The following is a 13,921-nucleotide window of genomic DNA, read 5'->3' as shown; positions in this document are numbered from 1 at the left end:
CTAGCCGAGCTCGTAGAACGGTGGGGCGTACCGGAACATCCCCTTCGTGTCCGCGTCGTAGCAGCTCAGCGTGCGGGCCTGGAAATGCGTTGTAGCCCACGCCTCGACATCGGGCATGATCCCCAGCTCGGCCGCCGGGACGAAGCCGAATCGAGGGTAGAAGTCGAGGTGGCCGAGCAGGACCACGACGCTCTCGCCGAGTGCATCGGCCGCGCCGAGAACCGCGTGCATCAACGCGGCGCCGGCGCCGGCGCCCTGCTGGTCGGGGGGGGACCCCGATCGGGCCGAGCGCGAGCGCTGCGGCATCGCCGATGTGCCCGCGTGTGACACAGACGTGCCCGATGACGGTTCCGTCGGCGTCTTCGGCGACGAGCGACAGCTGTGGAATCCAGGCGGGATCGGCGCGCAGTTCCGCGACCAGGCCGGGCTCGACAGGCTCGTGTCCCGCGGGTGTGGACGCCCGGAACGCGTCGTGGTGTATCGCCGCGATGGTGTCGGCGTCGGACGGGAGTTCTCTGCGGATCAGCACGCCCGCAGTGTGCGCCGGCACCGTCGGGCCCGGCAAACGAATTTCACATGTGGAAAGCTGACGGCATGCCGGATACCACGTTCTCCCGCTCACATGTCGCCTCGATGATCGACCACACCCTGCTCGAGCCCGAAGCGTCCGCGGCGGATGTGCAGGCCCTCGTCGACGAAGCCCGGGATCTCGGTGTGTACGCGGTGTGTGTCTCACCGTCGATGCTCCCGGTGCGCGCGGACGGCGTGGTCGTCGCGACGGTGGTGGGCTTCCCGTCGGGTAAGCATCATTCGCTCATCAAGGGGGCCGAGGCGCGCCTCGCCGTCGAGCAGGGTGCCCGCGAGGTGGACATGGTCATCGACGTCGGAGCTGCGGTCGCGGCCGATTACAACGCCGTGCTCGCCGATATCCTCACCGTCCGCGAAGCGATCGGGTTCGACGTGGTACTCAAGGTGATCATCGAGTCGGCTGCGCTGTCGGACGAGGCGATCGTCGAGGTGTGCCGAGTGGCGGAGAAGGCCGGCGCGAACTTCGTCAAGACCTCCACCGGGTTTCATCCCGCCGGCGGTGCCTCGGAGCACGCGGTGCGGATCATGGCGGAGACCGTCGGTGGCAGGCTCGGGATCAAGGCGAGCGGCGGCATCCGCACCGCGGAGGCCGCGGTGCGGATGCTCGAAGCCGGCGCGACGCGGCTCGGATTGTCGGGGAGCCGCGCAGTGCTGGATGGGCTCGCGGAGTGACTCCGGGGTCAGCCGATCCAGATCTCTTCCACCAGAGGTGAACCGAGAGTGTAGAGCTCGACGCCGTGGACATTCTCGCCGTAGATGACCGCGGGTGTCGCCTTCGTGTAGAAGACGCCGACGGTCAGATCCGCGAGTCGATCCTCGACTGCGTTGTAGGCTTCGATACGTTCGTCCTGTGACGCGGACTCGCGCCCGCGGTCGAGTGCCTCGTCGAGTGCCGGGTCGTCGACGCCCATGAAGTTGCCGGGTGAGGTGGAGTGGAAGGCCGACCAGAGTCCGTAGTCGGGATCCTGAATGATCGCCGACGTGATCGACATGTCGAAGTCGCGTGCCGCGGTGCGCGCATGTGCGTTGGCGATGTCGTGGATCTCGACCTTCACATCGACGTTGTCGTAGGCGCTGAGCTGCGCTTGGACGGCTTCGGCGAGTGTCTTGCTCTCACTGGACGGATAGGACATGAACGTGAACGACAAGGGTTTGCCCTCGGCGGCGAGCTCGTCGAACAGCTTCTGCGCTTCCTCGGAGTTCGTGTCGGGGAAGGGCTTGTCCTGGTAGTACGGGGATTCCTCGGCGAACAGGGTTTCCGGCACCTCACCCTCGCCGTTGTAGACGATGAGGTTCAGATTGTCGGTGTCCAACGCGAGCTGGACGGCCTGTCGGGCGCGGATGTCGTCGAACGGCGCCCGACGATTGTTCATTGCGATGATCTGGCCTCCGCCGGTGGGGACAACCTCGGTGTTCAGTCCCTGCGATTCGGCGGCGATGATGTTGTTGGCGCTGGACTCGGACGCGAGATCCGCTGCGCCGGTGATCATTGCGTTCATACGCTGGGTGGCCTCGTGCGCCGTGCGGATGGTGAGGGTGTCGAGATAGGGCTTGGGTGCGTCCCAGTAGTCGGGGTTCTTCTCCATGTCGATCTCACCCTGTCGCGTCCAGCGCACCAGCTTGAACGGTCCGGCCCCCGCCGGGTCCTCGTCGAATGCAGTGGCGCCCTTCTCCAGTGCGGTGGGGGAGGCGATCCAGTTCAGCGACGTCGCAGCGATACCTTGTGCGAATTGGAGGTTCGGTGCAGCCAGGGTGACGCGGAGCGTCTCGGGGTCGACCACCTCGGTGTTCGCGATCGAACTGGCGACGCGGATCGCGGTGGAACCGGTCGCCGGATCCTTCAGGCGGTCCCAGTTGTACTTCACGGCCGCGGCATCGAGGGGTGTGCCGTCGGTGAAGGTCAGGCCGGGCTGCAGCTTCAGATCGAAATTGGTCCCGCCGTCCGTGGTGGAGAAATCGGTGGCCATCTTGTATTCGATCTCGAAGTCTTCGGTGCTGTTGATCATGAGGGTGCCGTAGAGTGCATTCCCCAAGGGCGCCATGTGGGCCCACGTGTTCGACAGCTTTGCGGGATCGAGGGTCGGTGGTTCTGCGATCTCCAGGATCGTGGCGGAGCCGCCGGCGACCGGTTCGCCATCGTCAGCGGAGGAACCCGAGCCGGAGGAGTCGGTACCGCCGCACGCGGCGACGAACGTGAACAACGTGAGGGACAGTAATGCGGCCGGTAGCTTTCGTATTCGTCTGCGGCGGATCATCGACGACCTCTCGATCAGGTTGTGGTTGGTAGATTTCGGCGAGCGATACTCGATGATTCTCGCGACGCCGCGGCAGTCGGCTGTGGGCGTGCGCGACGAGACGGTCCGAGCGAGTGCGGTTGTCTCCGAAACGTGAACGGCAAAGAAACTTTCCGTCAGGTTCCACGTCGAGGGCTGCTCGCCGTAGAGGAATGACCTGCACCATATCTACGGTTGTGGTGGTGTGGCAAGCATCGAATTCGTTTGAGTATCAGCTCTATCGGTCGAGCAGGTCGAGAGGGACGAATCAGCGCACCGTGCCACCGAGGGCACGGAGGCAGAAATGCCACATCTGCTCCTGGACCTCCGCGACGGTGCCTGCCGCGTACGCATAGTGGTGGTACACCGAGCGAGTGAGCTCGACGATGAACCAGGCGTCCTGCTCGGTGTCCGTGGACGTCACCAGACCGGCATCCGCAGCTGCCCGGATCTCGGTGTGGATGAGGTCGACAAGGGGGCGGTCGGCCTCGGCGAGCTCCTTCGGAAAGACACGATGCAACCGCCAATGGGTCGCCACGATGAACTGGGCCAGGGTGTGGCGTTCCGGGTCCCTCGACCGGCCACCCAACGAAGCGGTGATGAAGAACCTCAGTCTCTGCAGTGGGTCGGTGAGACCGTCGGCAGCGGCGGTCATCTGCCGGCATGCGTCGCTGAGCCCGTCGCTGATGACAGCGAGGAGCAACTCGTCCTTGCTCGCGAAATAGCGATAGAAGGTCTGGAGGGCCACTCCGGCTTCCTTCGCGAGTTCCTGGGTGGTGAACGCGTCGCCCTTCGCCTCGACGAGGCGGTGCGCCGCGTCGAGAATCGCACGGATCTGATTCTCGACGCGCGAACGTGACCGTTGCACGGCCACCGATCGTTCGACCGCTCGTTCCTCAGCCCGGGACATGGTGTCTGATTCTAGACGTCGTCACGTAGGTGATAGGACCACGACCGGGATATCCCGGTCGGTTCGGGACTGGTAGAGGTCGTAATTCGGCCACGCTTCCGTGACGATCCTCCAGAGTCGGGGCTTCTCCTCGGGGGTGGCGGTCCGCGCCACCACCGACATCGTCCTGTCCTGTACCTGCACCTCGGCGTGTGGATCGGCCTGCAGGTTCACGTACCAGAGGGGGTGCTGCGGTGCCCCGCCCTTCGAAGCGACGACGAGGTAGTCGTCGCCGTCCCGGGCGAAGATCAGCGCGGACGTCTTCGGCTCGCCCGAACGCCGGCCCGTCACGGTGAGGAGAAGCGTCGGTACTCCGTTCCAGATGTATCCCTCCTTTCCGCCGCTTTCGCGATAGACGCGGATGTGCTCGTCGCCTCGGAGGCTGATGTCCGTCTGTGTGTAGTCGGTTTCTGCCATGGTCACCTCACTTCGTATCGAAGAGGACGGGGATCGCGGTGGCTCCGCGCTCGTACATCCCGACGAGTCGCGGTGGTTCGGCACCCGGGTCGAGCCGTAGCCCGGGGAGTCGGTCGAGCAAGGCGTTGATGCCCACGGTCATCTCCCCGCGGGCCACGTGCATTCCCAGGCAGATGTGGGCGCCCTGACCGAACGCGAGCGTCGACCTCGTCGGCCGGGTGATGTCGTATTCGTCCGGCCTTTCCCATCGCTCGGGGTCGCGGTTCGCGGCACCGACGCACAGGTGGACGACCGAGCCCTTCGGGATGTCCTGCCCGTAGAACTCGATGTCCTCGGTAACCCACCGCGAGAACATCGGGTCGGTGGGCATCCACCGCAGGGTCTCCTCGATCGCTGCGCGCAACCGGCCACGATCGTCGCGCACAGCCTCGAGCACATCCGGACGTTGCACCAGCGCCGTGATCGTGGTGCCCATCTGCTTCCACGTGGTGCCCGAGCCTGCCGCAAGCAGCAGTTGCGAGAAAGTGTGGATCTCTTCGTCCGAGAGACGTTGTGTGGTACCGGATTCGTCGGTGCGCTCGGCCTGGACCAGAACACTGATCAGGTCGTCCTGAGGTTCAGCCCGCCGGGCGGCGATGATCGGATCGAGGATGTCGATGATCCGCTGCCGGTCGCGGGTCAAGGCCTCGCGTATGTCGAGTGCCTGCTCGATCGGCACACCGAAGCTTCCCGTGATGGTGAGAACCGGTATGGCAGCACAGAAATCGACGTTGAGCTCGGCGTGTCCATCGTCGACGAAGCCGTCGATGAGCAGGTGGACCGCTTCCTCGATCCAGTTCCGGATCCACCACTCGGCATTCGACGGGAGGAACGACGGCTGGACGAGACTGCGATACTGCCGGTGCTGGCGCCCGCCCATCGACAGCATGCTCTTGTGCAGGAGTGAACCGGACTCGGGATCGACGTCCACGGCCTCGGGAGAGGACGCGAACACCTTCGGATTCCGGAATGCTTCGTTGCAGGCTTCGAAACTGAAGACCGAGAAGTGCTCTCGGTCGGGAAACGGGAGTCCCTGGAACATCAGTGGATCCGATATCCCGGTGAGCTCGTGGACGGTACCTCGGTGGACCGGCTTCTCGCTGCGGAGCCGATGCCAGATCGGATACGGATCCTCGGAGAATTTCCCGCCGGTGGCCTCGTTGTACGAACCCTGTAGGTCGAACAACTCGCGTACCCGGTCGCGGTCGAGCGATGTGGTTTTCATCGTGCGACGTATCCTCCATCGACGGGCAAGACGACACCGGTCACGTTCTTCGACATGTCGGATGCCAGGTACAGGATCGCCTCCGCGCAGTCCTCGGCGGTGATGAACCGCCCGAGTGGATGCTGGGTGGCGATGCGATCGGTGACCTCGGGTCGTGAACCCATCTCCGGATCCAGCCCGCCCGCGGTCATGAACCCGGTCAGCGGCATCCCCGCGGGGGCGATGGCGTTGACCCGGATGCCGTGCGGTGCGCCCTCGATCGCCACCGCGCGCGTCAACTGGTGTACGGCGCCCTTGGTGGCGCCGTACACCGAGCCGCCCCACGCGACGAGCCCGGCGACCGACCCGGTATTGACGATCGCACCGCCCGAACCCTGCTTCTTGAACTGCAGGACGGCATGCTTGCTCCCGAAGAAGACGCCACCCAGGTTCACCGACACGAGTCGTTCGAAGTCCTCGCGGGTGTGTTCTTCGAAGGTTGCTCCCAATCGTGGCGTGGGGACTCCGACATTGTTGACGAGGATGTCGAGGCGGCCGTACTGCTCGACCGCCGCGGTCACCATCACTTCGACCTGGTCTTCGTCGGACACATCCGTTGCGACAGCCGTCGCGGCGCCACCGGCGGCCTCGACGAGGCGGACGGTCTCCTTCGCCTGATCCACATCTATGTCGGCGCACACTACCTGTGCGCCTTCGTCGGCGAGGCGCAGGGCGGTCGCGCGGCCCACTCCTGAGCCCGCGCCCGTCACGATGGCGGACTTGTTCTCGAGCAATCGTTTCATGACATATTCCTGTTCGGCCGCAGCAACGTCAGACACCGGCCAGGACCGGGGGCTGTGCCGGAGTGAAGCGGTACAGGCGCTCGGCGTTGCCGCGCAGAATCTTGTACTGCTGTTCGGGCGTCAGGTGCTCGATCTGCTTCTTGACCACCGAGATGCAGTTGGGCCAGGTCGAGTCGGAGTGCGGGTAGTCGGTCTCGCACATGATGTTGTCCTCGCCGATCTCGTCGATGCTGGCGATCCCGTGGTGGTCCTCGATGAAGCAACCGAAGATGTGCTTGCGGAACACTTCCCGAACATCCAGTTCATTGAGATCCAGGTCGTTGTTGCCGTGGTCGCTCCACTGCGCACCGCGCTGGATCCAGTAGCGCTGCTTGTCGAGCACCTGCTCGGCGCGCTCGAGGAAGTACGGAACCCAGCCGATCTCACCCTCGGACAAGGCGATCTTGAGGTTGGGGTAGCGCTGGAACATGCTGCTGAACAGCCACGTCAGCATCGCACCCGACGTCCGTGTCGCGCCCCACGCCAAGTTGGCCAGGAACGGCGAATCCTTCGAGATCCGCGGCACCGTCGACGAGGAGCCGACGTGCATCGAGACCACCATCTCGAGATCGTTCGCTGCAGCCATGACCGGATCCCAGTAGCGATCCTTGTCGTGAATGGTCGGCAGACCCAGCGGTTCGGGATTCTCCGAGAAGGCGAAGGTCGTGGCGCCCTTGGCTGCGCAGCGCTCCATCTCCTTCGCCGCGAGGGCGGGATCCCACAGTGGGATGAGGATCAGCGGAATGAAGCGACCCGGAGCGGCGCCCGCCCACTCTTCGAGATGCCAGTCGTTGTAGGCCTGCAGACAGGTGAATCCGAACTCGCGGTCGCTGGCCTCCATGAACATCTGGCCGCAGAAGCGAGTGACCGTCGGGAACGACAGTGACGCGAGGATGCCCGCCTGGTTCATGTCCTCCACCCGGGCGAGTGGGTCGTAGCAGCCGGGACGCATCTCGTCGTAGTTGAGGGGTTCGGGGCTGAACTCCTCCTTGGACTTGCCGGCGACGGCGCTCAGCCCGCTGCTCGGGAACTTCTTGCCGTCGTAGACCCAGACGTCCATCCCGGTCTTGTCGTCCTTGATCATGTGGGGTGCACGATCGCGGTCCTTCTTCGCGACGCGATCGACCCACAGGTTGGGCGGTTCGAGGATGTGGTCGTCGACCGAGACGAGCCAGTCCAGGTTGAGGTTCGTGGTGCCGTTCGATGCGGTCATGGTGCGAGCTCTCCAATCGACATGTGCTTGACTTCCTGGAATTCGCGGATGCCCTCGGGGCCACGTTCGCGTCCGAGTCCGCTCTGCTTGTAGCCCCCGCTGGGTGCGAGTGCGCTGAACACAGTGGTGTTGACGTTGACGGCACCTGAACGGATCCGCCGGGCGACCGCGACTGCGGCGGCGGTATCGGCGCCGTAGACCTGACCGGACAGCCCGTAGACGCTGTCGTTGGCGATCCGCACCGCATCGTCGACGTCGCGGTAGCCGATCACCCCGAGAACAGGTCCGAAGATCTCCTCCTGCGCTGCCGGGTTGGCATTGTTCGGCAGATCGAGGACGGTCGGCTCGAAGTAGTAACCCCGGTCGAGGCCTTCCGGTCGCTTGCCGCCGGCCCGGACCTTGGCGCCCTGCTGCTCTGCGAGTTGCACGAACCGCTCGCACTTGGAGCGCTGTGCCGCGCTGATCACCGGACCCATCAGTGCGGTCGGATCGGTGGGGGACCCCACTTTGATCGAGTTGTACGCGGCGGCAACGCGTTCGAGTACCTCCTCTTTGTGCTCCTCCGGGACGAGCATGCGTGTCGCGGCGACGCATGCCTGTCCTGCGGTGCGTGCCACGACGCCCATCGCGCCGATGCCGACACGTGCGAGGGCGTCGGGCAGGTAGATCTGTGCGGATTTGCCGCCGAGTTCGAGAGACAGTCGTTTCACCGTCGGGGCGGCCTGCGCGATGATGTTGCGTCCGGCCACGGTGGATCCGGTGAACGAGACCATGTCGACCGCGGGATGTGTCGTGAGCAGCTGTGCGCCCTCGGTGCCCTCCTCGGCAACCACGCTCAGCACGCCGGCCGGCAGTCCGGCGGCGTCGGCTGCGTGCCCGAAGATCAGCGACGAGAGCGGTGTGAGCGGACTCGGTCGCAGGATCACCGAGTTGCCCGCCATGAGTGCGGGAATCAGCTTCTGCAGGGCCATGATCAGTGCTGCGTTGTACGGAGTGATCGCGGTGACCACCCCGACCGGTTCGTGCCGGAGGATGCTGAGTGCGACGCGTCCGCGGGTCAGATCGTCGACCGGGACTGGGGTGGCCTCTTCGTGTCGCATCGACAGGTAGAGGTCGATCGTCTGTCGGGCGATGGATATGCCGGTGCGGCACTGGGTTTGGTCGGCGAACTGCGCGGGTTGTCCGGCCTCGGCGACCAGGGTGTCGACCAGCGTTTCGTGGTTCGTCTCGAGGTGGTCGATCAGCGTGTGCAGCACCTGGGCTCGGTCGCGGGGTGCGCGCTGCGCCCACACTCCGTCGTCGAAGGCGGTCCGGGCGGCGAGGATAGCGCGTTCGACTTCGGCGACGGGTGTCGCGCTGACATCGGCGACGTGGGTTTCGTCGGCCGGATTCTCGACTGCGATGACCTGGTCGCCGATGACCCATTCACCGGCCACATAGGTACGACGTTCGGTGAGGATACTCAAGTCGTCCCCCTTTTCCCTGTTAGTAGTAGAACATAGTTCTTGTTAGGACAACAGCAAGATTGCGATTTGCTGAAAAATGATGTGTCAGAAGCGTTCGGCGGAGTACACCACGGCACCGCCGTAGTGCGGCGATGAATGGCAGGCGACAGCGGTTGTCATACCGTCGAGCGCCCGAACCCCTGCGCGTCCGGAGAGTTGGAGATAGCACTCGAGCATCTGAGGGACGCCGTGCATTCGGCCGTTGCCGAGCGCGCCGCCCCCGGACAGGGCGGGAATCGCACCGGGCCTGTCGCTGTCGATTCCGCCTTCCTCGACGAATCGGTGGGCCTCGCCCGGTGGGCACAGGCCCAGGGATTCGAGCCAGAACCACACGAACGGAGAGAAACCGTCATAGACCTGAGGTAGATCGATCTCTGTCATGCCGATCCCCGAGGACTCCTCGAGGCGGCGCACCAACTCGGTGCCGGCGCCGAGGATGTCGTCGAGCGGCCAGTGGAGGGGAAGTCGCCGTCGCGCCGGTGTCCCGTTCGCGTATCCGGCGATGTACACCGGCGGGTGGGGGAGGTCTTTCGCGCGCTCGGCGCTCGTGAGCACAAATGCGGCGACGCCGTCGACCGGGATGTCGCAGTCATACCTGCACACTGGATCGAACAGAGTTGGCGCGGAAAGATATTCGTCCCGGTCGAGCGGACGGTCGTGCCAGAACGACCACGGGATCCGCGCACCGTTCTTGCGGGCCTCGGTCACCACAGCGGCCATGGACTCCGGTTCGGCATCGTATCGCTGCAGATACTCGTTGTACGGCAGGGCGATCATGGCCAGCGGTCCGAAGAAACCCTGTGGCGCGGTCCACTGCTGTGGGCCGTGTACCTCCTGCATCGGATTGCCGTGATAGCTCCCCGTGGGATTGTGCAGCGCGCGGTGCACGATGACGTAGTCGGCGGCGCCACTGGCGATCGCGTTGACGGCCATCGATACCGAGCCGGTCAGCTGGCCGATTCCGTCGAATCCTGCGACATAGCGCGGGGTGCCGCCCATTCGTCCGGCCAGCCACGCGGACGACACGGTGCTGACGCCGTCCTCCACGGCCCGGCCGCTCGCGCTCGGCATCAGACTCGAACTGACATAGCCGTCCACTTGTGCGAGTTCGAGTCCGGCATCTGCGACGGCTGCGCGGGCGACGTCTACGGTGAGGGCACCGAGCGTGCGACCGGCAGTGCGTCGAATGTCGCTCTGCGCGTAGCCGACGATCGCGACCTCGTTGCGCGCGAAGCCGCTCATGACGCGATCTCGAAGGCCGGCACCAACACCTCGGATGTCAACTGCTCGAACGCTGCGACGACCGGTGTCCCGATCCGGAAGTCGGCGTCGGGACTATCGAGCAACCGGCCGATCAACCGGAGTTCCGGCTGCTCGACGAGTTCGACGTCGACCAGGACAAACGGGAGGAGATCGTCGAACCCAGGTAGGAACGACTGGCGCACGATCGTCCACGACCTCACGGTGCCGTGCCCACTGACCGGAACGAATTCGAAACCGGGATCGGTGGATCCGCAGTTCGGGCACACACTGTCGGGCGGGTGGGCGAAGTTCCTGCAGTGTTCGCAGCGTGCCAACTCGAGTCGATGTTCCGCCGCGGCGGTCCAGTACGGAGCCGAGATCGAGTCGGGCACCGGCAGAGGGCGGTGGGTCTTCGCTTCGTGTGTCCTCACGGAATCACGCCCTTTTCTGCGAGCGACCCGATCCGTTCCCAGTCGTAGCCGAGTTCGAGCAGCACGGCCTCGGTGTGCTCACCGTGCTCGGGTGCCCGTCGCAGAATGGGAGGCTCCTGACCCAATTGGACCGGCACCGCGGGCAGCCTGTAGCTGTGCCCGTCATCGAGACGAACGTCGCCGACGTACCCGTTTGCCGCAATCTGCGGATCATCGATCACATCGTGCACCGACTGCACCGGGGCCCAGGGCGCGTCGAGCTCGCCGAGTATCTGCTTCCACTCGTCCAGCGTGTGCTTCGCGAAGATTCCGTCGAGTTCCTCGACGCACGCAGCACTGTTCTCCCGACGAGCGGCCATGTCCACGAACCGGGGGTCGTCGACGAGGTCGTCGCGCCCGATGAGGCGAGCGAAGGCCGGCCAGTATCGATCTCCTTGGAGGAACATCAGCTGGATGTGCCGAAGATCGCGGGTCCGGTATGTCCCCGTGAGCGGATTGACCTGCGGCCCACGGCCTGTCACCGTGGTCACGTCCCCGCCGTTGAGCGCGACGAGCAGGTCGGACGACAGCATCCACATCGCCGTGGCGAGCAGCGACACATCGACGACGGTGCCCGCACCGGTCTTCTCCCGCTCGTGCAGCGCGGTCGAGATTCCGAACGCCAGGGCCATCGCGCCGTTGCGATCGCCCATCGCGCCACGCTGGCTGATGGGGTAGTCACGTTCCGTGGGAGTGAGCGTGTGACCGACTCCACCCCGCGCCCAGAATGCGGAGCTGTCGTACCCGGGCTTGTCGGAGTCGGGGCCGCGGGCACCGAACCCGTGCCCGCGCGCGTAGATCAGGCGCGGATAGCGCAGGCGCAGCGTCTCGGCGTCCAAGCCGAGCCGCTCGAGAGCGCCTGGGCGGAGGCTGGTGATGAATACGTCCGCCGAAGAGAGAAGTTCGTGCAGCACAGTGATGCCCTCGTCGCTCCGGACGTCCAGGGCGATCGAGCGTTTACCACGGTTGGCCAGGGCCATCGAGAGGTTGGGGCCACCACGATCGGCGCCGATGCCCTGGGTCGCGAGGCCGCGGTAGGGATCGCCCTCGGGTGGCTCGATGCGGACGACGTCGGCGCCCCAGTCGGCGAGCAGTGCTGCGGCGACGGGCACGAACACCCATTGTGCGAGTTCGACCACTCGGACCCCGTCGAAGGCACGCGGCGTGGCGTTCGCTTCCTGCTCAGTCATTGCTGTCGGCTCCTACCGTGCGGCGCATGACGGTGATGGCGCCGGTGGGGCAACCGGACGCGGCGACCTCGACATCCGATATATCCGTCACGATCGGGGTCGTCACCTCGGCCGCGGCGTCGTTGCCCATTGCGAAGGTGCCTGCGGCGTAGGACACGCAGACGCCCGACCCCATGCAGATCTCACGGTCGAGTTCGACCACGTACTGTTCTTCAGGCATGTGTCGTCTCCGGTATATCTTGTGGTGCAGCGTTCGCGACCAGCTTCCGAATGCGGTTCTTCTGGACCTTTCCCGATGCGGTGCGTGGGAAGTCGTCCACCTGGTGCAGTTCTTCCGGCCACTTCTGCCGCGCCACGCCGGCGGCCGCGAAGTGCTCCTTGACTTCGTCGAGGGTGGGCATCGACTGTCCGTCCTTGAGTCGCAGGACCGCTGCCACACGCTCGCCGAGGCGGGTGTCCGGCGCGGCGACGACGATGGCCTCAGCGATCGGTTCCATGGTGAGTAGTGTGTCCTCGACCGCTGCCGCGCCGATGTTCTCGCCTCCGCGAATGATGAGGTCGGACATGCGGTCGGTGATGGTCAGATAACCGTCGTCGTCGAGCGTTCCGACATCGCCGGTGTGGTACCAGCCCTCGTCGTCGAATGCGCGCGCGGTCAGAGATGTATCGGTGTAGCCGAGGCACAGATCGGGGCCGCGGCTGACGATCTCACCGTCCTCGGTCAGACGGATCTCGACTCCCGGTCGTGGGCAACCGTCGGTGAGAAGCCGCTTGTCTTCCGGTGCGGTGATGGCCGATCCAGTGATCGAGGGGTGTTCGGTGCTCCCGTACGAGCGGGTGACGACGAGACCGAGATCGGTCAGCCGGCGCGGAACGGAAGCCGGCACGGTGGATCCGCCGAGACCGATCGGGCCGAAGAAGCGCAGATGGTCGGGCCCGAAATCGGGGTGGTCGAGCAGGCTGGTGACGAAATACGGTGGGCCACCGCCGATCGCGACGCCGTCGGAGTCCATGAGCGAGATGACCCGGGTGGGGTTCCACTCGTCGCACATGTCGGCGGGAATCGCGTCGAGGACGGGGAACAGGACCGCGCCCAGCATCCCGATGAAATGCCCTACCGGCAGGGCGGTGAGCTGACGCCCTCGACCGGGTTCGTAGTTCGACATCAGTTGCCGCGTCTCGCAGATGAGCGTCTGATGGGTGTGGATGACGCCCTTGGGGTTTCGGGTAGTTCCCGAGGTGTATGCGATGAGCGCGGGAGCGACAGCGTCCACCGCGACGACGCCGTGCAACGGCTCGTCGGCGAGCAGATCGTCGAAGTCGTGAGACTGGGGCGAGCGAAGCGACGGGGAGAGCCCGACCACGCCGACGAGCGGCACATGTGCGCTCGTGTCCGGCGTGTACGTCATGCGGCCGAACTGTGCGGCCGTGATGAACACGCGCGGCTCGGAATCTTCGAGAATGAAGCCGAGTTCCTTCGGGCCGTAGAAATGGACGATCGGAACCGTCACTGCACCGAGAAGGGCGGACGCCCAGAAGGTGGCGGCAGCTTCCATCCAGTTCGGCAATTGCATTGCAATGACATCACCAGGACCGACGCCTCTGGCTTTCAGGCCTGCGGCGAGCCTGCGTGCGACAAGTTCGACCTCGGCGAAGGTCCCCTCGTACGGTCGGACTGCGGAATGCACGTGAAATCCCATGTCGGGGTGCTTCTTCAGTTCGTCTGCGAGGATTCCTCCGAGTGTTTCGCGAGTCCACCACCCCTGTTCTTCGTAGCGGCTGCGCAGGGACGGGGGCACTTCGCGGACAATCGAGCTCAGTCGATTCGTAACCAACGTTTTCACAACACCTTTCGCAGATGCATAGTCGATATCAGCGCGCGGCGTAGAGAGGGGCTGTTGCCGCAGGTGCGCAATAGATGCATGTCGAGGTAGAACGTGATTCTCGTCCAGCCTGCCACGATTCCCGTCCGGATTCAATACCCGGATC

General features: G+C 65.1%; 14 protein-coding genes and 1 pseudogene. 2 read left to right on the top strand and 13 right to left on the bottom strand.

All coding sequences use genetic code 11. The annotated features are described in order from the left end of the window. Positions 1-529: pseudogene (locus EV641_RS10695) on the bottom strand (N-acetyltransferase). 65 nt (positions 530-594) lie between these two features. On the opposite strand from EV641_RS10695, the gene deoC reads away from it, so the two are divergent. Beyond that, entirely contained in the window at positions 595-1,260 is a 666-nt protein-coding gene (gene deoC, locus EV641_RS10690) for a deoxyribose-phosphate aldolase (protein ID WP_132471772.1), read from the top strand. Positions 1,261-1,268: 8 nt separating this feature from the next. On the opposite strand, the gene EV641_RS10685 is transcribed toward deoC, so the two are convergent. Then, complete coding sequence (locus EV641_RS10685) at positions 1,269-2,789, bottom strand: ABC transporter substrate-binding protein (RefSeq protein ID WP_347238230.1); 1,521 nt, start codon at positions 2,787-2,789, stop codon at positions 1,269-1,271. Position 2,790: 1 nt separating this feature from the next. Between EV641_RS10685 and EV641_RS29440 the strand changes: the two genes are divergently transcribed. Then, positions 2,791-2,979: a hypothetical protein gene (locus EV641_RS29440; protein ID WP_199233215.1), complete on the top strand. Its 189-nt coding sequence runs from the start codon at positions 2,791-2,793 to the stop codon at positions 2,977-2,979. 150 nt (positions 2,980-3,129) lie between these two features. Here the strand turns inward: EV641_RS29440 and EV641_RS10680 are convergent, their stop codons facing one another. The 11 genes from EV641_RS10680 to EV641_RS10630 all read right to left on the bottom strand — a co-directional run bounded on the left by EV641_RS10680 (position 3,130) and on the right by EV641_RS10630 (position 13,731). Beyond that, positions 3,130-3,729 carry a TetR/AcrR family transcriptional regulator gene (locus EV641_RS10680; RefSeq protein ID WP_054713630.1) on the bottom strand — a complete coding sequence of 200 codons (600 nt, stop codon included), beginning with the start codon at positions 3,727-3,729 and terminating at the stop codon, positions 3,130-3,132. 63 nt (positions 3,730-3,792) lie between these two features. Beyond that, complete coding sequence (locus tag EV641_RS10675) at positions 3,793-4,227, bottom strand: nitroreductase family deazaflavin-dependent oxidoreductase (protein WP_054713629.1); 435 nt, start codon at positions 4,225-4,227, stop codon at positions 3,793-3,795. Positions 4,228-4,234: 7 nt separating this feature from the next. After that, positions 4,235-5,491 (bottom strand): cytochrome P450, encoded by a 1,257-nt coding sequence (locus EV641_RS10670; RefSeq protein WP_132471770.1) that lies wholly within the window; start codon positions 5,489-5,491, stop codon positions 4,235-4,237. Continuing rightward, positions 5,488-6,273, bottom strand: coding sequence for an SDR family oxidoreductase (locus EV641_RS10665; RefSeq protein ID WP_054713628.1), 786 nt, complete (start codon positions 6,271-6,273; stop codon positions 5,488-5,490). Before EV641_RS10665 ends, EV641_RS10670 begins: the two co-directional genes overlap by 4 nt. A 28-nt stretch (positions 6,274-6,301) precedes the next feature. After that, the gene (locus EV641_RS10660) at positions 6,302-7,525 is read right to left on the bottom strand and encodes an amidohydrolase family protein (protein ID WP_132471769.1); all 1,224 of its coding nucleotides are present in this window, start codon (positions 7,523-7,525) and stop codon (positions 6,302-6,304) included. Beyond that, positions 7,522-8,991: an aldehyde dehydrogenase family protein gene (locus EV641_RS10655; RefSeq protein ID WP_132471768.1), complete on the bottom strand. Its 1,470-nt coding sequence runs from the start codon at positions 8,989-8,991 to the stop codon at positions 7,522-7,524. The genes EV641_RS10660 and EV641_RS10655 overlap by 4 nt, the downstream gene beginning before the upstream one ends. 84 nt (positions 8,992-9,075) lie before the next feature. After that, positions 9,076-10,272, bottom strand: a complete 1,197-nt coding sequence (locus EV641_RS10650) for a hypothetical protein (RefSeq protein ID WP_054713625.1) — start codon at positions 10,270-10,272, stop codon at positions 9,076-9,078. Next, a complete protein-coding gene (locus EV641_RS10645; RefSeq protein ID WP_241997042.1) occupies positions 10,269-10,703 on the bottom strand; it encodes an OB-fold domain-containing protein in 435 nt (144 codons plus the stop codon). The genes EV641_RS10650 and EV641_RS10645 overlap by 4 nt, the downstream gene beginning before the upstream one ends. Continuing rightward, positions 10,700-11,932, bottom strand: coding sequence for a CoA transferase (locus EV641_RS10640; RefSeq protein ID WP_054713623.1), 1,233 nt, complete (start codon positions 11,930-11,932; stop codon positions 10,700-10,702). The genes EV641_RS10645 and EV641_RS10640 overlap by 4 nt, the downstream gene beginning before the upstream one ends. After that, positions 11,925-12,152 (bottom strand): ferredoxin, encoded by a 228-nt coding sequence (locus EV641_RS10635; RefSeq protein ID WP_054713622.1) that lies wholly within the window; start codon positions 12,150-12,152, stop codon positions 11,925-11,927. The genes EV641_RS10640 and EV641_RS10635 overlap by 8 nt, the downstream gene beginning before the upstream one ends. Further along, positions 12,145-13,731 (bottom strand): AMP-binding protein, encoded by a 1,587-nt coding sequence (locus EV641_RS10630; protein ID WP_241997041.1) that lies wholly within the window; start codon positions 13,729-13,731, stop codon positions 12,145-12,147. The genes EV641_RS10635 and EV641_RS10630 overlap by 8 nt, the downstream gene beginning before the upstream one ends. Positions 13,732-13,921 lie beyond the last annotated feature (190 nt).

Origin of the sequence: Rhodococcus sp. SMB37 (assembly GCF_004345605.1) — a bacterium.
GTDB lineage: Bacteria > Actinomycetota > Actinomycetes > Mycobacteriales > Mycobacteriaceae > Rhodococcus.
The sequence above is the reverse complement of the archived record's forward strand: the minus strand, read 5'-3'. Positions and strand labels throughout refer to the sequence as shown.